At 54.9% G+C, this 16,754-nt stretch carries 21 protein-coding genes; 19 read left to right on the forward strand and 2 right to left on the reverse strand.

Annotated features, from left to right (window positions below; translation table 11 throughout):
* Positions 1 to 2 precede the first annotated feature (2 nt).
* Positions 3 to 422, forward strand: coding sequence for an alternative ribosome rescue aminoacyl-tRNA hydrolase ArfB (arfB, locus tag HCH_RS01850; RefSeq protein ID WP_011394396.1), 420 nt, complete (start codon positions 3 to 5; stop codon positions 420 to 422).
* Positions 423 to 501: 79 nt separating this feature from the next.
* Here the strand turns inward: arfB and HCH_RS01855 are convergent, their stop codons facing one another.
* Together HCH_RS01855 and HCH_RS01860 are read right to left on the reverse strand one after the other, a co-directional pair.
* Positions 502 to 2,418: a 5'-nucleotidase C-terminal domain-containing protein gene (locus HCH_RS01855; protein WP_011394397.1), complete on the reverse strand. Its 1,917-nt coding sequence runs from the start codon at positions 2,416 to 2,418 to the stop codon at positions 502 to 504.
* Positions 2,419 to 2,551: 133 nt separating this feature from the next.
* On the reverse strand, positions 2,552 to 3,340 hold the full coding sequence (locus HCH_RS01860) for a substrate-binding periplasmic protein (RefSeq protein ID WP_011394398.1): 789 nt from the start codon (positions 3,338 to 3,340) through the stop codon (positions 2,552 to 2,554).
* 419 nt (positions 3,341 to 3,759) lie between these two features.
* Here HCH_RS01860 and HCH_RS01865 point away from each other — a divergent pair, with 419 nt between their 5' ends.
* The 18 genes from HCH_RS01865 to HCH_RS01945 all read left to right on the forward strand — a co-directional run bounded on the left by HCH_RS01865 (position 3,760) and on the right by HCH_RS01945 (position 16,754).
* The gene (locus HCH_RS01865; RefSeq protein WP_011394399.1) at positions 3,760 to 4,131 is read left to right on the forward strand and encodes a hypothetical protein; all 372 of its coding nucleotides are present in this window, start codon (positions 3,760 to 3,762) and stop codon (positions 4,129 to 4,131) included.
* Between the two features lie 84 nt (positions 4,132 to 4,215).
* Positions 4,216 to 4,686: a hypothetical protein gene (locus HCH_RS01870; RefSeq protein WP_011394400.1), complete on the forward strand. Its 471-nt coding sequence runs from the start codon at positions 4,216 to 4,218 to the stop codon at positions 4,684 to 4,686.
* A gap of 42 nt (positions 4,687 to 4,728) precedes the next feature.
* The gene (locus HCH_RS01875; protein WP_011394401.1) at positions 4,729 to 5,229 is read left to right on the forward strand and encodes a protein-tyrosine phosphatase family protein; all 501 of its coding nucleotides are present in this window, start codon (positions 4,729 to 4,731) and stop codon (positions 5,227 to 5,229) included.
* Positions 5,230 to 5,444: 215 nt separating this feature from the next.
* Positions 5,445 to 6,569 (forward strand): TRAP transporter substrate-binding protein, encoded by a 1,125-nt coding sequence (locus tag HCH_RS01880; RefSeq protein WP_011394402.1) that lies wholly within the window; start codon positions 5,445 to 5,447, stop codon positions 6,567 to 6,569.
* 160 nt (positions 6,570 to 6,729) lie between these two features.
* Complete coding sequence (locus HCH_RS01885) at positions 6,730 to 7,275, forward strand: TRAP transporter small permease subunit (RefSeq protein ID WP_011394403.1); 546 nt, start codon at positions 6,730 to 6,732, stop codon at positions 7,273 to 7,275.
* Complete coding sequence (locus HCH_RS01890) at positions 7,272 to 8,558, forward strand: TRAP transporter large permease (protein WP_011394404.1); 1,287 nt, start codon at positions 7,272 to 7,274, stop codon at positions 8,556 to 8,558. Before HCH_RS01885 ends, HCH_RS01890 begins: the two co-directional genes overlap by 4 nt.
* Before the next feature lie 61 nt (positions 8,559 to 8,619).
* On the forward strand, positions 8,620 to 9,960 hold the full coding sequence (locus tag HCH_RS01895) for a cache domain-containing protein (RefSeq protein ID WP_011394405.1): 1,341 nt from the start codon (positions 8,620 to 8,622) through the stop codon (positions 9,958 to 9,960).
* Between the two features lie 10 nt (positions 9,961 to 9,970).
* Positions 9,971 to 10,594, forward strand: coding sequence for a response regulator transcription factor (locus HCH_RS01900; RefSeq protein ID WP_011394406.1), 624 nt, complete (start codon positions 9,971 to 9,973; stop codon positions 10,592 to 10,594).
* Positions 10,595 to 10,641: 47 nt separating this feature from the next.
* Positions 10,642 to 11,127 carry a C40 family peptidase gene (locus HCH_RS01905; protein ID WP_011394407.1) on the forward strand — a complete coding sequence of 162 codons (486 nt, stop codon included), beginning with the start codon at positions 10,642 to 10,644 and terminating at the stop codon, positions 11,125 to 11,127.
* Positions 11,128 to 11,229: 102 nt separating this feature from the next.
* Entirely contained in the window at positions 11,230 to 11,565 is a 336-nt protein-coding gene (locus tag HCH_RS01910; RefSeq protein ID WP_011394408.1) for a low molecular weight protein tyrosine phosphatase family protein, read from the forward strand.
* A 79-nt stretch (positions 11,566 to 11,644) separates the two neighbouring features.
* On the forward strand, positions 11,645 to 11,971 hold the full coding sequence (locus HCH_RS01915; RefSeq protein WP_011394409.1) for a hypothetical protein: 327 nt from the start codon (positions 11,645 to 11,647) through the stop codon (positions 11,969 to 11,971).
* 149 nt (positions 11,972 to 12,120) lie between these two features.
* Positions 12,121 to 12,936, forward strand: a complete 816-nt coding sequence (locus HCH_RS01920; protein ID WP_011394410.1) for a hypothetical protein — start codon at positions 12,121 to 12,123, stop codon at positions 12,934 to 12,936.
* 336 nt (positions 12,937 to 13,272) lie between these two features.
* Positions 13,273 to 13,386 (forward strand): SEC-C metal-binding domain-containing protein, encoded by a 114-nt coding sequence (locus HCH_RS35140; RefSeq protein ID WP_206617993.1) that lies wholly within the window; start codon positions 13,273 to 13,275, stop codon positions 13,384 to 13,386.
* A gap of 246 nt (positions 13,387 to 13,632) precedes the next feature.
* The gene (locus HCH_RS01925) at positions 13,633 to 14,256 is read left to right on the forward strand and encodes a LysE family translocator (RefSeq protein ID WP_011394411.1); all 624 of its coding nucleotides are present in this window, start codon (positions 13,633 to 13,635) and stop codon (positions 14,254 to 14,256) included.
* 12 nt (positions 14,257 to 14,268) lie between these two features.
* Positions 14,269 to 14,787 (forward strand): alpha-ketoglutarate-dependent dioxygenase AlkB family protein, encoded by a 519-nt coding sequence (locus tag HCH_RS01930; protein WP_011394412.1) that lies wholly within the window; start codon positions 14,269 to 14,271, stop codon positions 14,785 to 14,787.
* A gap of 11 nt (positions 14,788 to 14,798) precedes the next feature.
* A complete protein-coding gene (locus HCH_RS01935; RefSeq protein ID WP_011394413.1) occupies positions 14,799 to 15,503 on the forward strand; it encodes an MOSC domain-containing protein in 705 nt (234 codons plus the stop codon).
* A 140-nt stretch (positions 15,504 to 15,643) separates the two neighbouring features.
* Positions 15,644 to 16,267 (forward strand): glycine-rich domain-containing protein, encoded by a 624-nt coding sequence (locus HCH_RS01940; protein WP_011394414.1) that lies wholly within the window; start codon positions 15,644 to 15,646, stop codon positions 16,265 to 16,267.
* A complete protein-coding gene (locus tag HCH_RS01945; protein ID WP_011394415.1) occupies positions 16,224 to 16,754 on the forward strand; it encodes a hypothetical protein in 531 nt (176 codons plus the stop codon). Before HCH_RS01940 ends, HCH_RS01945 begins: the two co-directional genes overlap by 44 nt.

The following is a 16,754-nucleotide window of genomic DNA, read 5'->3' on the forward strand; positions in this document are numbered from 1 at the left end:
TCGTGCTGGAGATTTCCAACAAAGTCAGCATCCCCGATCATGAAATTGATATGCAGGCCATCCGCGCCCAGGGCGCAGGGGGGCAGAACGTCAACAAAGTGTCCTCCGCCGTGCATCTGCGCTTCGATATCAACGCGTCGTCGTTGCCGGAGATATACAAGGAAAGGCTGCTGGAGCTGAGCGACCAACGCATCACCAAAGACGGCGTTATCGTCATTAAAGCCCAGCAGTATCGCACCCAGGAGCAAAATCGCGAGGATGCATTAATGCGGTTGAAGGAAGTCATCGTGGCGGCGATGGCGACGCGCAAAAAGCGCATCGCCACCAAGCCCACCAAAGGCTCGCAAACCCGACGTCTGGAAGGCAAGACCAAGCGCGCCAAGGTCAAATCCGCCCGCGGGCGGGTGAGCCGTTACGACTGATTTATATTATTAACATGGCAATGATATTGGCATGTTAGTAATCAGGCGCATGGATGCGCCTGCGCGGCGGCTAGCCTGATTAATAGTTCTCGCAATCCGCCGATAAGCTGTGATTGCAGCCGTCGCGGCCAATGTAATGCTGAGTGCTGTACTCGGCGATCGGCAGTTTATCCACGGTCATGCCGTCTTCGGTGAGGGCGTCCACATAGTCCACGAACCCCTGCGCATACTCGGTGAACGTATCCACATACAGCCCGGCGTTATAAGGCGTGGCGAAAGTGGTGTAGCCGTCCTGGCCGGAGGCGATGAAGTCGTTAGTGACCACGGTGTAGGTCGCGTTCAGGTCGATGGCGTTCCAATCCCCCGCCACCCGTGAGTTCACCTCCACATTGGACAGGCGCGCGCCCTTGGTCTGTGAGGCGTCTACGTTGAAACGCAGGCCGGCGGCGTAAGGATAAGACCCGGAAGAACCATTGTTATCCAGGGTATTGGACAGCGCATCCTCCAGCACGTCGACAATTTGTCGTCCGGTCATTTGCAGCGTCACCAGGGTGTTGGAGAAGGGCAGTAGAGTATAGGCGTCCGCCACAGTGAAATCGCCCATGGGGATGTCCGTTCGCACGCCGCCGCCGTTCTGGATAGCGATATCGGCGGTGGGCGTCACGGTCAGGAAGGCTTTGGCGACAATATTGGAGATGTCGCTGCCGTTAACATAGTTCTCCGAGACGTCGCACAGGCTGGAGCGCGATTCGCCGGGCCAGCGCACCAAACACAGATTTTCAGATACCGTGCCGATCACGGTCTGCTTCAGGGTATCCACTTCATCGTCATAAATCGCCAGCAGGCGTTCTGAAATGGCGTCGGGCGTGGTGGACAGGATCTCCTTGTGGCTGGTCAGGGCCTGCGTCACCCGGTCGGCGTCAGCAGCGGGCAGGGGGTTGGTCACTTTGTCCGCGGCTGCGTAGGTAAACGTCTTGGCGACGGGCATGTAGGGGTTACCGCTACAGGCGGTGATTTTTCCGTTGTCATCGAATGTGACGTCCAAAGCGCCCAGCAGATGCGCATATTCCCAGGCGTGTACGATGCAAACCGCGTCTCCGGCTTTGTCCGTGGCTTTTTTCGGATAATCGCTGACGACGTTGAAGCCCAGCTGGGTGAATGTTTCTCCGCCCATCAGGGTGTGGGAGTCGCCGCCGACAATGACGTCCACCCCGGTCAGGTTCGCGGCCAGAGTCTGATCGTTGGTATAGGTGTAGTGGGTCATCAGAATGATTTTGTTGACGCCCTGAGCGCTGATTTCATCAATGTATTTCTGCGCCGTGGCGGTTTCGTCGAGTAGCGTGGTGCCGGCGTCGGGGCGGCTGGACTCTTGTGTCTTCTGGGCGATATCGATGCCGATGAGTCCAATTTTCTGGCCGCCTACTTCCTTAATCACGTAGGGTTTGATGTAACCCTGGGCGATAGGCGAAGCGTCGCCAGGGGCGACGTTGGCCGCCAGCACCTCCGTCGCGCAGTCATCCGCCGCCAGATAGTTCAGGAATGAAGCCAGCCCGGCGTCGCCGTTGTCAAACTCATGATTACCCAGGGCGAAGGCGTCAAAACAAATGCGGTTCATCATTTCCGCATCCGCTTCTCCGCCGAACAAGGTGAAATACAACGTGCCGGTGACCGCGTCGCCAGAGTGCAGTTTCAGGACATTGCGCTTCTCGTCCGCCAATCTGTCGGCCAGGCTGGTCAGCATGGGAAAACCGCCGTAGGACACAGTCACCGAACCGATGTCGGCTCCACCGTCGGTCTTGGTTTGCAGCCCCAGCGCGCTGACGTCGTAACTGAACGTGGAAGCGGCGAGATGAGAGTGGTGATCGTTAATGTGCAGAATGCTCAGGCTGAACCCGGAATCGTCGTCGCCATTGCTGTTATTGCTGTCGCTGCAGGCGGCGAGTGCGATCGTCGCGCACAAAACCGCGCTCGCGCGCGTTAGAGGAAAAGGCGCCATAAGACATGCTCCACAGTGAATTTGAGTGTTGAAGTTCGTTGTTATCGGAGCTGGGAGTGTCCCACTGAATTATTGCGGCAATGTTGCAACTAACGGGGAAGAATAGAGGGGATCGCCGCCCATTGCGCTGTATTCAGGGAGCGATGCCGTCGCGCGGCGTCAGGGCGGCGGCGCCCAGATATTTCTGGCGAATGCGGTTGTACTCGCCGGACTCGCGAATCATGCGCAGCCCTTTGTTGAACTTCAGCATAGTGTCCAGACTCATTGGGTGTCGTTTGCTGAAGCAGGTGTAGTAGGGCGCGCTGGTCATGTTGATGAAGTTCAACTCGGGAGGGTTCTCCATCTGTTGCGCCTCGTACTGAATCGTGTCGGCGAAGGAATAAATGGCGTCTACGCGTTGAAAGATGAGCATATTGAGCAGCAACTTGTCTGTCCCCACGGTTTCGATGTTTTCCAGCCCCGCTTTTTCCAACTCCGTCTCCAGGTTATAGCCGCGCACAACCGCCAGCTTGTAGGGCTTCATATCACTGAGGGCGCCGATTTTATTTATTTTGCGTCCGTTTAGCGTGAAAAAGCCTTTCTCCAGCGCGCCAAGTTCGTCGGAAAAATATAGAAAGCTTTCTCTTTCCGGTAGATAGGAGCAGCTGCAGAGACCATCGTAGGCTCCGGTTTTGGCCAGTTCCAGTGCGCGATTCCAGGGAAAATAACGAAAAGTGACCGCAATGCCGACCTGTTGAAAGGCGGCCTGTAACAGCTCGATATCATAACCCGGCCGGTCCGTGTTCTCGGGAGAGTCGATTTTTTGAGGAGGAAAGTAATTGCAGGCCAGATTGATGGCGCTGTCGGCGGAAGAGGAGGTTGTCCATAGTCCTGCGCTGACCAGTAACCAAGACGCCACTCTACGTAAAAAGACGGTACTCAATAGGACCTACCCGTATGCTCGCAACCAAATCAACAATTATCGTCAGGCCTGGCGCTCCGCGGCGAGTGCTTGTTTAGGAGAGCATCGCCGCACAACCTCGCGCTGGGCAAATTTTCACCAATCTAAAATATGTCCGGCCATGGTCTATTTCAATTCCGGCGCGCTCCCAGCGTTTGTCTTTTTACACTCTTTTTAAAAATGACGCTATTTGACTTTTTTACAGTATATCAGTGAAAAAACGAGTCAAAATGTCACGAACAGGCTGGCAACGGGGCGGGTCAAGGGGGCAGCGAGTTCCTGTCGTTTCGATGTTTACAATTTGCGTCTGCGTGAGGAAGGGGAGCCGAGACGCTCAGGGTTAAGCTAGCGCCCTCTTTACTCGCCATGTTCACCCACTCTGTCGACAGGAGGACATTGATTTGTCATATGAACAGCGATTGCGACGCACCCAGAAAGAGTATCCTTTCGATCTTTGGGCGGAGCGCTTCCAGGATGGGTTGGAGCAATATACGGACGAGAATAACGACGCCGCCAGACGGATTATGGACAATCTGCTGCAAGCTCTGCTGGAGCTGGGTGAAGGCGCGACGGAAAAGGTGAAGGTCAAACAGTTTGAAGTCGCCGTGGAGTCGCTTAACTACCTTAACGACACAGTGGGCGGGGACTTGATCGAAACGGCGGAAAGGGAAGAGCTGTGCGATCTGTTTGACGCCATCGCGGTAGCGGCTGGCATCGATCCGGAAAATTATGGCGACGGGGAGGGTATCGCCAGCGAGTGGCGAGACTGGTAAGCTGCTGATGTGACAAGTCGTCCGCTCTGATGCAGGCGCGTTGGAGTGGGCGCGAAAGGAATAATAATCAGCGAGAAAGCAGGAATGACCGACTTCCACGATATTCAGAAGACTTTTCCCCATGAGCAGGATTGGACGGCGCTTCAGGAAAATACCCTGATAGAATTAGTCCAAGATTATCAATCCAAACCTTCCTGCGCCAACTCCGCTCTTGTCGAGCTCGCCATCCGCAATCACCCTAAAACCATCGAGTTAAGCGAGCATATACTGGATGATGCGCAGGCGGATAAATGGCTGAAAGCCTCCGCGCTGGGCTCCCTTCTGACCAAGGATTTCAAGCGCGCCCTGGACAAGTCCCTGGGTTTTATCGACCACTGCGATCACCGGTTGCTCTGCGAACTGGTGGAAGCGATGAACTACGAGTTTCAGGGCGAACTCAAAGACTACGCCGCCAACCACGCTACGACTCAGAAACTGAAACAGCGCCTGCGCGCCGGCGCGGACAAAGACGTGGATTACTGCGAATTGTTTTACGAGTATGTGGGGGCTGAGTAAAAATAGCCCCTTTCGCGTATTCGCAAGATAAGGAGTCATAACGTGCTCGTCAGCACTATTTATCCCGTCCAACCTATCGGCAGCGGACGGCTTTTCGTCATGGCCAAACCGGTCGCCGGGGAGTGGATGGAAGAGGAGTTCGCGGGCATCGCCCGCAGCGGCGTCACCAGAATGCTGTCTCTACTGGAGACTCAGGAAATTCGCGAGCTGGGACTGACGCAGGCGCCGGAGCTGTGTCGCCGCTTGGGCATGGCGTTTACCCATTTCCCCATTCCCGATTTCGGGTTGCCCAGGTCCGTGCGGGACGTCGCCACGCTGCTGGACGCTATTTATCCCGCGGTGTTGGCGGGCGAGCATCTGGTTATTCACTGCCGCGCGGGCATCGGACGCACCGGCACGATCGCCGCCTCACTGCTGGTGCGTCATGGCTGGAGCCCAGAGCAGGCTTTCGCGGAAATCAGCTTGAAGCGCGGTGTAGAAGTGCCGGATACCGACGCCCAGAGGCGTTGGGTGATAGAGCATGCGCGCGCCTTATCCCAATAAAGCCACCCTACTGTCTACGTATTATTACTTAGATTGAGTCCGTAGTTATGCGGGCGTATTCGCCCACCGCCTAACGGCGCTAATACGGATAGAATTTGATCAGTCAAAAAGAGAGCATTTTGTGAAGCGCCCGGGTACGAGTGCGACGCGAGCCCGTTGCCGTCCACGGCGATGGCGGTTATTACGCGAAAATAAATATAAGAAAGGTACACAATATGACTCTTAAGCGATTCCTGAGAATCCTTCCCGTATCTGTTTTGTTGGCTTTCGGAATCTCCGGATGCAACGAATCCAGTCCGGCCGCCAGTGCGCAGGCCGCCTCTCCAGAAGCCAAAAAGCCGGAACAGGTCTACACCCTGAGAATGGCGGAAACCTGGCAGCCCAACTTCCCGGTATTCGGCGACGCGCCCCGTAATATGGCGGCGATGGCGGAGAAAATGTCCAATGGACGGCTGAAAATCACCATTGATTCCGCCAACAAGCATAAAGCGCCCTTCGGCGTGTTCGATATGGTCAAGACCGGCCAGTATGACATGGGCCACTCCGCTTCCTATTACTGGAAGGGCAAAGTGCCTGAGACGCTTTACTTCACCACCATGCCTTTCGGCATGATTGCGCCGGAGCAATACGCCTGGTTTTACTACGGCGGGGGCATGGATTTGATGGAGAAAGTCTACGCCAGGCACAACATACTTTCGTTCCCAGGCGGTAATACCGGCAACCAGATGGGCGGTTGGTTCCAGAAAGAAATCAACTCATTGCAGGACCTGCAGGGTCTGAAAATGCGTATTCCCGGATTCGCCGGCGAAGTATTGGCCAAAATCGGCGTGAGCCCCACCAATATCCCTTCCGGCGAGCTATATACCGCGTTGGAGCGCGGCACCATCGACGCTCTGGAGTGGGTCGGTCCCTCTCTGGACTTGCGTATGGGCTTCCACAAAATCGCGCCTTATTACTACACCGGTTGGCATGAGCCTGCGACCGAGTTGCAGTTCATGATCAATAAGGCATCCTGGGAGAAACTGCCTGCGGATCTGCAGGAGATTTTGCGGGTGTCCATGCGCACAGCCGCCTACGACATGTATATCCAGTCCACTCATGAAAGCGCTGTGAATTGGGCGACCATTCAAACGGAATTCCCCAACGTCAAACTGCGCACTTTCCCCAAAGAGGTTATCGCCGCCATGCGTAAAGCGAACGATGAGCTGCTGGCGGAAAAGGCCACTACCGATCCCATGGCGGCGGAGATCCTCAAGTCGCAGCACGATTACATGCTGAAAGCGCGTCGCTGGACTGAGATTTCCGATCTCGCCTACCTCAACAGCCAACCCCAAGGCTAATCGCAGATAATCCCGGGGCCGCTCAGACAGAGCGCGCCTCCGGCGGATTCTTCACGCCGGCGTTTGCGGAAGTCGGCCTGCAGCAGGCGGGCTTGAGGGCGCGCTGCGTGCTGAAGAAGTGCGCTGGGGGGACTGTCCTGCGCCCGGGCTGGAGTGGAATATGCAGTGGATTAAGTTCTTCGATCGCCTGTTCGAACGGGCGTCTCACATCTGCGGCCTTATCGCCGCGGGCTGTTTCCTGCTGATGCTGGTCAACGTGTTTTACGACGTGGTGATGCGATACCTGTTTAATCAGGTGTCTATCGGTATGCAGGAATTGGAGTGGCATCTGTTCGCCGCCGTCTTCTTGCTGGGCGTCCCTTATGCGCTGCGTACCGACGGTCATGTGCGGGTGGATGTGCTGTACGAAGGCTGGTCTGACCGGCTGAAAGCCATCGTCAATATGGTGGGGGCGATTGCGTTCGTCACGCCATTCTCTCTGCTGGTGATGTATTTCGGTTTTGGCTTCACCGTGGATGCTTTCAATCTGATGGAAGGCAGCGGCGATCCCGGCGGTTTACCTTATCGCTGGATCATTAAGTCATTGATTCCTCTGTCCTCACTGCTGATTTTACTGTCCGGCCTGGGCATGATCACTCAGGCGCTGAGAGTGCTGCTGTTGGGAGAGAAGTACGCAGAGTCTCATGCGAAGGAGGGCTTGGCGTGATTGGCATTATTATGTTCGCGGTGGCGTTGCTGATGTTGATGTTCGGCTTCCCCGTCGCATTCACTTTTGGCGGCGTGGCGCTGGTGTTCGGTTTGATCGCTCAGGGCCCCGAGCTGTTCGCATTCATGCCTTACCGCATTCAAAGCATCATGGAAAATACCGTGATGATGGCGATCCCCATGTTTATTTTCATGGGCTTGGTGTTGCAGAAAACCCGGCTGGCGGAGCAATTGCTGGAATCCATGGGCCGGCTGTTTGGCGGCGTGCGCGGCGGACTCGCTATTTCCACCGTATTGGTCGGCGCCTTGCTGGCGGCCTCCACGGGCGTCGTCGGCGCCAGCGTGGTCGCCATGGGGCTGATTTCCCTGCCGGTCATGTTGAAGTATGGCTATCACAAAGGGTTGAGCACTGGAACAATCTGCGCTTCCGGCACTCTGGGGCAGATTATTCCGCCTTCCATCATTCTGATTATTCTTGGCGATGTGATGGGCATCCCTGTGGGCGACCTGTTTCAGGCGGCGGTGGTTCCGGGCGTGGTGCTGATCGGCGCTTATATCGCCTACATTCTGATTGTCGCCTGGCTGAATCCGAAAATGGCGCCGGCGCTGCCGGATAATGGCGATAACCGCGCGCAGCAGGTGAAAATTGCGCTGTTCTCCATCCTGCCGCCATTGGCGTTGATCCTGGTGGTGCTGGGCTCTATTTTCACCGGCGTGGCGACGCCCACGGAGTCCTCCGCGCTGGGCGGCGTCGGCGCGTTGCTGCTGGCGGTGTGTTATCGCCAGTTTTCCTGGAAAATGGTGTGGGAGTGCAGCCGCGAAACCGTCACCGTCACCGCCATGGTGTTTGCGATCCTGTTGGGCGCGACCGCGTTCTCAATGACCTTCACCTACACGGGGGGCGACACCCTGGTGGAGCATTGGATGACGCAGCTGCCCGGCGAAAAGTGGGGCTTCCTGATCCTCACTATGCTGGTTATTCTGGTGTTGGGGTTCTTCATCGATTTCGTGGAGATCTCTTTTATTATTGTGCCGATCCTGGCGCCGGTGGCGGAATCGCTGGGCATCAGTATGGTCTGGTTTGCGGTGCTGATCGCCATGAACCTGCAAACCAGCTTCCTGACGCCGCCGTTCGGGTTCAGTTTGTTCTATCTTAAAGGGGTCGCTCCGAAAGAGGTGACCACGATGGACATCTACCGGGGCGTTACGCCATTTATCATCCTGCAGGCGCTGGTGCTGATAGTACTGCTGGTCGCGCCGGGGTGGTTCGGCTTTGAGGTCTGATTGAGGCGACGCGCAGGGAGGCGCTCCGCCAGATCCTGTTTATCTGCTGGAGGCTTGCGTCATGACGCTGCGCACTAAAGTTGTTCTGTTGGCGTTAGCGCCGCTGTTGTTGATCTCCATCGCGTTTGCGCTGGCGATGGTGAATCTGGCGGATGAGCTGGCGCAGCGTGAGCTGGAAACCTTTGAGAATAACTTGTTGCGCTCTAAGGAAACGGCGCTGAAGAGTTATGTCAGCATCATGCGCATCACCGCCGGTTATCTGGTTGAGAAAGCGGATTCCGACGAGGAGGCGCAACGCAGCATCCAGGAACTGATGCAACGCATGCACTTCAGCGAGGACGGCTATTTCTTCGCCTATACTCCCAGCGGCGTGAATCTGGTGCACGCCACCCAGCCCGGACTGGTGGGCATGGATCTGCTGAATATTCAGGACAACAACAGTAATTACGTAATTCGAAACTTGCTGGCGCGCGCCACGGAAGGCGGCGGCTTTCACAATTATCTCTGGCAGAAACCGACCTCCCGGGTGACGGTGGACAAGATCAGCTATGTGGAATCGTTGCCGCCCTGGAACTGGATGTTCGGCACGGGACTGTATCTGGACGACATTCAACAGGAAATGGAGCTGATCAAAGACGGCGTGGACGAGAACGTGGCGGATGCGCTGCTGACCTTTGTCATCATAGCCTTGCTGGCGGTGATGGGCGTGCTGGTCGCTTCTATCTGGTTCAATGTGCATGAGCATCGGCTGGCGGATCAAAGCCTGAAGGAACTCAGCCATAAAACCGTGCAGTTACAGGAGGAAGAGCGCCGCCGGGTGTCGCGGGAGCTGCATGACGGCATCAATCAGCTGCTGGTGTCGGTGAAATATCGTATCGAGACGGTGCTTGGCCTGCTGCAGGAAGGCCAGCAAACCTTGCGTGAACCACTGCTGAAAGGGCGCGAAACCTTGAAGCAGGCGATTCAGGAAGCCCGTCGCATCAGCCACGACTTACGTCCCAGCATTTTAGACGATTTAGGCCTGGTGGCGGCGTTGGAGCATCTGGGCGAAGATTTCGAAGAGCGCTCCGGCATTGAGGTGTCGGTGTATCTGCAAGTGTCGGAAACCAGACTGGATGAAGATATCGCCACGACTCTATACCGCATCGCCCAGGAAGCGTTGTATAACGTGGAGAAACACGCTTCAGCCAAACAGGTGACGCTACGACTGGAACAGGACGCTGAAGGGCTGTTTCTGGAAGTGAAGGACGATGGAGTCGGATTCTCATTGCGCCGCCTGGGACATGGCAGAGGCATCGGCATTCGCAATATGCGCGAGCGAGTGGAGTTTCTTGGCGGTAGTTTCAGTGTACATTCGGAAGAAGGCAAAGGGACCTGCATTCAGGTGACCTTCATGGGATAAAGAGACAAGAATGATAAGACTGGTATTGGTTGACGATCATATTCTGGTGCTGGAAGGCATCCGCGCCCGGCTGGAACAGGAGCCGGATATCGATGTGGTGGCGCAGGCCACGGACGGTAAGCAGGCCATAGACGCAGTGGCGGAGCATCAGCCGGATGTCGTAATGATGGACGTGAGCATGCCGCGTATGAACGGTATCGACGCCACTGAGTATATGGCGCAGCACTTCCCCGATACCCGCGTGTTGATCCTCAGCATGCATAACAATAAAGAGTATGTGTCGCAGATTCTGCACAAAGGCGCCAAGGGATATATTCTTAAAGATGTGTCTGTGGATGAAATGATTCGCGCCATCCGCACGGTTTATGAAGGCGGCACCTACATCAGCAGCGGAGCCTCGGCGGCATTGTTCTCGCAGCCGCAATTGCGCGGCGAGTCTTCCGCCAGTCTGACTCACCGGGAGGCGTCGGTGTTGAAGAAAGTGGCGGAGGGCAAGAGCAACAAGGCGATCGCGGAAGAGCTTGCCATCAGCGTGCGTACAGTGGAAACTCACAGGCAGAATATCAAGGCGAAACTGGGACTTAGCTCCACGGCGGAATTAACGAAATACGCCATTAAGCATGGGTTAATGTAAGTCGGTTTAACGTTTCGCCTGTCAGCGTAAGTATAGAGGATCGGCCGATGCGTATACCGGGGTTAATATTAATCACCATCTTAATGGCGCTCGCCTCCGGGTGTAGCTCGGTGCGGGTTAACCATCCGCCAGCGGCGACGCCGTCTCCCGACCAGATATCCAGCCCTGTCGCCGCCGCGCTTTATGACCAGTATGACGAGTGGCGCGGCGTGGACTACCGCTATGGGGGCCTTGATAAGTCCGGAGTCGACTGCTCAGGCCTGGTGTATCTCACCTTTCAGGAGCGCTTCGACGCCAAATTGCCCAGAACCACTAAGGGACTGGCGCAAAAAGGGCGTCAGGTGAGTCGCAAAGAACTGCAACCCGGCGATCTGGTGTTCTTCAAACCCGGCGGCTGGAAAGGCCTGCACGTGGGCATTTACGTGGAAAACAACCGCTTCCTGCATGCATCGACCAGTAACGGAGTGGAACTGGCCTATATACATAACGGTTACTGGGCCAATCATTTCTGGCAGGCGCGGCGGGTTAAATAGTGGGTCCTGCGTCGCCTGCGGAGAAAAGCGTTAGGCTATGCGCATCACTCATCAGCTGCTGAATAAAGAGCTGTTCACGGTTTCACCAGGTTTAAATACTTCTTGAGAAATATCCTATTTGTTTGCAGTCGTAACCAGTGGCGCAGCCCTACTGCAGAGCAGGTTTGGCGCAGGCATCCAGAGCTGAGCGTACGCTCGGCGGGGACCAGTCCCAAGGCCCGTAAAACGATTGGCCCAGCGGATCTTCGTTGGGCCGATGTTATTTTGGTCATGGAAGATAAGCATAAGCATCGCTTAATGGCCGACTATGGCCGTTTGTTGCAGCACAAGCAGGTGCATGTCCTTGATATTCCCGATGACTATCAGTACATGGACCCAGAGTTGGTTGAAATACTGCAAACATCCGTTGCCTGCCTTCTGGAATTAACCAATTTTTAATCAACTAACGTCAGTCTAAATGGGCGTCTTTCCTATATGATGGTTCGTTCAACTATTGAACCGTTGCGTGGGACTGACCATGAAAATGACGAATCTTCTTGAAAGGAAGTTGATTGGCGTGGACCCATTTTGGGTCGTCAGAATCGATTATTCTCCTTTGACCGCAAAATTGTGTCTGGATCTCACGCCAGAGCCGGAATCCGGCATCGTTACCCGCAGAGCGATTTTTTCCGGCGTCACCACGTGCAAGACAGATTATTTTGACGCTGTCGGCGATGCTGATTACATGCCCACTGTCATTGGCGTATTAAGTGCGCAGAAAGGCGCGCAACAAAAGATTGTCGTTACCACGGACGCCTTTGAAATGACCTTTGACTGCGCGGGAGAGCCCGAAATCGAGGTCTGATTTCACAAAATTTTTCCCGCCATGCACATTTGAGACTGTTTGTCAGCCCTTATAATTTTCGGTTATCTCTTTATAATGTTCGGCCCTCTCGGAGGTGTGTCTTCGAGCAGGAAAACGAAGAGTGTGCGGCAACGAATTTGAGGTTTTTGGTGATAGTTTTTACTGCTACCGATCAAGTTACGGGGAAAGTTTTTGCGGGCAGCACCCGCAGGTCATTGGAGGATCATTGGGGGCATTTGTTAGTCCAGGAATCCGAAGGCGCGATGGGAGAGTTCTTTGAAACTCTGCGGTCCAGCGGCGCGGACTCTTTCAAAATGGAAGAGTGGGGCTACTCTGACAACCCTAAAGAACTTCGGGAAATGTTGGCTGAAGCGATGGAAGCGCTGGGCGCCAGGGCAATCAAAGTCACACTGACTCGGCCAGAGAACAAATCCAAACCATCAATGGACCTGATGAAAGAGTTGGAAGCATTGAAACAGGAAATGTCGGACGGCTCTGACGATCCCGACTATACGCCGAAGAAGAAAGAGGCTGTGGTTAAGCCGGAAGCTCCCAAGACTGTCCCTAAAGCGGAACCGAAACCACTGCGTCACACCGCTTCCACCCGTGAGGCGGAAGAGATGCGCGCATTGATCGCCGGTATCGAGGCCCGCCGTCGCGGTGGGACCAAAGCGGGGCAAAAGGCGGCGAAGAAAGCTGGCGCCGCTGGTCTGGCGAAAGCGGCCAAGTCTGCGTCTGGCGCAGCTGAAAACGCTGCCCCAGTCAGCCGTCCCAAGCTGTCTGAAGGCCGTACGGGCTCCGCTGCGAAGGAAAAACGCATTCGTGAAGCGATTGCGGCTGAGAAAGCGGAATTGGAAGCGCAAAAGCGTAACCAGGCTTCTGATGAGGCTAAAGAGATGCGCGAGATCATGGCGCGTTTGGATCAGCGCACCAAGGAAACGGCGCGTATCCATCGTCGTCTGTAATTCTGTAGTACAGCGCATTTTAAGCAGGGCTCTGTGATCAGCAGGCCCTGCGACCTCTCATTAATATTCTCAATACCTTCTCTTCCCTATCTAAATAGTAAGTAGTAAGCAACAGCGTTATCTTGTGCTGACCTGTCCCACCCGTCTGCGTCTTTTTTAGTGGCTACTTTGTCGCTAACGGTTCTGATGTTATGATGCCGCCTCCCCGCCGTTAGGCGGAGGAACAACAATGACGGAAACATCAATGGAGGTGTGTCATGCGTACCAAATACGAAGAAATGCTGTGCTTTCGAGGTCACCAGTAAGCGCAGAAAAGGCTATCCATCTGAAACGCAGGTGAAGCGCGGCTACAGAGTCGTTCATGGAGACAAAGATCTGCATGAGAAGCTGGGGAGAAATGATCCCTGTCCCTGTGGCTCACGGAGGTTATTTCAAGCAATGTTGTCTTAAGTCAGGTTGCTTTCGACGGCGTTAACCGAGACGACTATTTCCGCTAAGCAGGCGCTTGCGACCTTGATGTCGACAAGCGCGCAAAATCAAACTTACCTCAGCCATCGCCGCCGCACATTTTATGCGGGGCGATGGCCTCCAGATACTTCTCTATCCCAGCTATTTTCTACTGCATTGACCCTTTGAGCGTGAGCGGGGTACATTGCCTGCAGCGATATTTGATTTACAGCGTTATGGCGGTGGCGTATGAGTCTGGATTCTTATTTGATGTTTGTGGCGGCCTCTTTGATCGTGGTGATGATCCCCGGACCTTCCGTCATGCTGGTGGTCAGTCAGGCGTTGTCGTCAGGGAAAGGCTCTGTCACGCCTTTGGCGGCGGGCGTGGGGTTGGGAGATCTGGTCGCTATGACGCTATCCTTTCTCGGGCTTGGCGCCATTCTGGCGGCTTCCGCCCTGACGTTTACTATTTTGAAATGGGTCGGCGCACTGTATCTGGCCTATTTGGGCGTGAAAATGTTTCGCGCTTCAAGCTCACTGACTGCTGAAGACGGACAGGTCGCCGATGCGAGCGGACGCAGCCAGTTCATCAGCGCATTCATCACCACAGCGCTTAACCCCAAAAGCATTATCTTTTTTATCGCTTTCGTACCGCAGTTTGTTTCCACTGAGGCTGCACTGGTTCCGCAATTCTTCATACTCGGCGCGACTTTCCTGGTGCTGGGCGTACTTAACGCCGCTATGTATGCGCTGTTCGCCGGCAAGTTACGCTCCATGCTGCGCAACCCTAAAGCCTTGCAACGTTTCAACCGTGTGGGCGGCTCCCTGCTGGTCGGCGCCGGAGTGCTAACCGCGGCGACGAGACATGGGTAGGACTGTAACCCGATGCCCCCCGATCTCATTTTAAAGTCAGCCTTTGTGGCGAACCCAGACGCGCTGTTCGGCGAACTGAAAAATAACGTGTGTTGGGATGAGCGCATTAAAGCGAGAAAAACCGCCAGTTATGGCGTTTCCTATGATTATTCGGGCATGACCTATCCACAAACGGAAATGCCGGAAAGCTTGGCGTCGATATGCCGTGATATTGAGACGGCCCTCGGCTTTCGCCCCAATAACTGTTTGCTCAACTACTACCCTGACGGCGACTCATCCATGGGGTATCACTCCGATTCGGCGGAAGAGTTGGCGCCGGGAACCGGCGTGGCGATTATTTCTTTGGGCGCCGAGCGGCGCATTTCCTATCGAAGTAAAGCGGATAAGGCGCATGTTGTAACCTATATGCTTGAACATGGCGCGTTACTGTATATGGACAAGGGCGTACAGGACCGCTGGATGCATGCGATTCCCAAAATGCCGGGCGTGGGGGAGCGCATCAGTCTTACATTCCGACTCATTCTCAAATAAGGAACCTTGGCATGCAGTCAATTGGAACTGCGTCATCCTTGTGGCGCTATCCGGTTAAATCCCTTCTGGGAGAAAAACTCGATGCTCTGGCGCTTGATGGACGCGGTGTGGTCGGCGACCGCATATTCGCTGTCCGCAATGCGGCAGGTAAATTTGGCAGCGGCAAGAACACCAGACGCTTCGCCAGAATGGAAGGGCTTTTGACGATGAGCGCGAGTTGGGACGCCGGCTCGGTGTCGTTGCGACTAGCTGATGGCCGGGTCATGTCGAACGACCATCCCGATCTGAATCAGGCTCTTTCCTCAGTATTGGATCAGGAGGTAGAGTTGGTGCGAGAAGCGGCTGTATCGCACCTTGATGCGGGGCCTGTACACCTGATTTCCACTTCTGCGCTTAATTGGTTGCGAGGACTACTGCCTGAGTCTTTTATCGACGAGCGACGTTTTCGTCCTAATATTATACTGTCGACCTCTGGCGTTGGCGTGATTGAGCACGACTGGCTGGGTAAGACTCTTTCCTTTGCCGGCGGGCTGCGTCTGCACATTACCGGACTGACTGAACGGTGCGTCATGACGGGAATGCGGCAGTCAGATTTGCCCGATGATCTTATGATCACCAGGACGATTGGCGAGCTTATGCAGTTTAATTTCGGCGTATATGCCCAGGTGATGGAGCCCGGTATTCTACGGCAAGGCGAACACGCATTTTTAGAATGATTTCTCTGCGGGCCATGACTGAAATGAAAGTATCCGCACAGGATAAGGAAGCTACGTCTAAACTTTTCTTGTCATTCATTAAAACGGGAAGGCGCGACGCAGGAGGCTTCGTCCTATCCTCAACGTAAGAGGTAAGCGTCATGGGGTGGTTGGCGGCGGGAGCGGTTATTGTCTTTATACTCTATCGTGTGCTGCTTAGTCGGGCGCGACGACAAGCCCTGCAGGCATTTCAGTTTCCCCGTAGCATAAAGAGCAAAGTCCAGAACAAATACCAGCATCTGAATGACTCGCAGTTAGAGATGGTTATGACGGGGCTGAAGGAGTATTTTGCGCTCTGCCAGCTTGGCGGTCGGCGCATGGTGGCGATGCCCTCGCAGGCAGTGGACGTGGCTTGGCACGAGTTCATATTGTTCACCCGCGCTTACGAGCAGTTTTGCCAGAAGTGTTTCGGCCGGTTTTTACATCATACGCCCGCCGAAGCCATGCAAAGCCCCACCCAGGCGCAGAGCGGCATCAAGACCGCATGGCGGTTGGCCTGCCATAAGGAAGGCATTGATCGTCGTAACCCAAACCGATTACCGATGATTTTCTCAATGGATCACGATTTACAGATTCCTGATGGCTTTGTCTACAGCCTCAACTGCAAAGGTCCGGGCGGCGTGGGCTATTGCGCCAGTCATATTGGCTGCGGCTCCGGTTGCGCCGGCGGCGGAGATAGCGATGGCGGCGACGGAGGATGCGGAGGCGGTTGTGGAGGAGATTGAGATCATGAAAAGCAGTACGTCTGCGCCCTTATTTTTTCTTGAGGGTGTGGTTCCAGCAAGGCACGGGGAGGTTGAGGATTGGTGGGCTCGATTGGGCGATTCTTTACAAAGCGAAATTATTGCTTTTTGGCAGGGAGATGCAGACTCGCCTTTGCAGAAGACTATCGCCAACGTCAGGGAATATTTGGTCGTTAGCAGGCTGCATGAAGAAAATGAGCAAGATGCAGAGTTGGAGTTGGATTACCCAAACAGAGAGTTCTATGAGTATTTGGTGAATCATGAGATTTACCTGGATGTGTTCGACAAGCGTTTTCATATTTGCAGGGCGCATAAAGCGATACGCGAAAAACTATTGTTAGGCCGCCTGCCTACTGACTTTGTTTGCCCGTTTATGCGCTCAGAGTGTGTTGTGCGTCAGGCGCTGGAGCGGTTTGGAGGCGGAGATATTCGCTTACGTCTGAGGAAACGCGGGGAAGCGCAAAAGTAA

This window comes from Hahella chejuensis KCTC 2396 (genome assembly GCF_000012985.1).
GTDB lineage: Bacteria > Pseudomonadota > Gammaproteobacteria > Pseudomonadales > Oleiphilaceae > Hahella > Hahella chejuensis.

What these genes read in the sequence shown, in the direction of transcription:
- HCH_RS01855 (WP_011394397.1), bottom strand. Translation starts at nt 2,418, where the DNA reads ATGGCGCCTTTTCCTCTAACGCGCGCGAGCGCGGTTTTGTGCGCGACG.
- HCH_RS01870 (WP_011394400.1), top strand. Translation starts at nt 4,216, where the DNA reads ATGACCGACTTCCACGATATTCAGAAGACTTTTCCCCATGAGCAGGAT.
- HCH_RS01880 (WP_011394402.1), top strand. Translation starts at nt 5,445, where the DNA reads ATGACTCTTAAGCGATTCCTGAGAATCCTTCCCGTATCTGTTTTGTTG.
- HCH_RS01885 (WP_011394403.1), top strand. Translation starts at nt 6,730, where the DNA reads ATGCAGTGGATTAAGTTCTTCGATCGCCTGTTCGAACGGGCGTCTCAC.
- HCH_RS01895 (WP_011394405.1), top strand. Translation starts at nt 8,620, where the DNA reads ATGACGCTGCGCACTAAAGTTGTTCTGTTGGCGTTAGCGCCGCTGTTG.
- HCH_RS01900 (WP_011394406.1), top strand. Translation starts at nt 9,971, where the DNA reads ATGATAAGACTGGTATTGGTTGACGATCATATTCTGGTGCTGGAAGGC.
- HCH_RS01905 (WP_011394407.1), top strand. Translation starts at nt 10,642, where the DNA reads ATGCGTATACCGGGGTTAATATTAATCACCATCTTAATGGCGCTCGCC.
- HCH_RS01915 (WP_011394409.1), top strand. Translation starts at nt 11,645, where the DNA reads ATGAAAATGACGAATCTTCTTGAAAGGAAGTTGATTGGCGTGGACCCA.
- HCH_RS01925 (WP_011394411.1), top strand. Translation starts at nt 13,633, where the DNA reads ATGAGTCTGGATTCTTATTTGATGTTTGTGGCGGCCTCTTTGATCGTG.
- HCH_RS01930 (WP_011394412.1), top strand. Translation starts at nt 14,269, where the DNA reads ATGCCCCCCGATCTCATTTTAAAGTCAGCCTTTGTGGCGAACCCAGAC.
- HCH_RS01935 (WP_011394413.1), top strand. Translation starts at nt 14,799, where the DNA reads ATGCAGTCAATTGGAACTGCGTCATCCTTGTGGCGCTATCCGGTTAAA.
- HCH_RS01940 (WP_011394414.1), top strand. Translation starts at nt 15,644, where the DNA reads ATGGGGTGGTTGGCGGCGGGAGCGGTTATTGTCTTTATACTCTATCGT.
- HCH_RS01945 (WP_011394415.1), top strand. Translation starts at nt 16,224, where the DNA reads ATGGCGGCGACGGAGGATGCGGAGGCGGTTGTGGAGGAGATTGAGATC.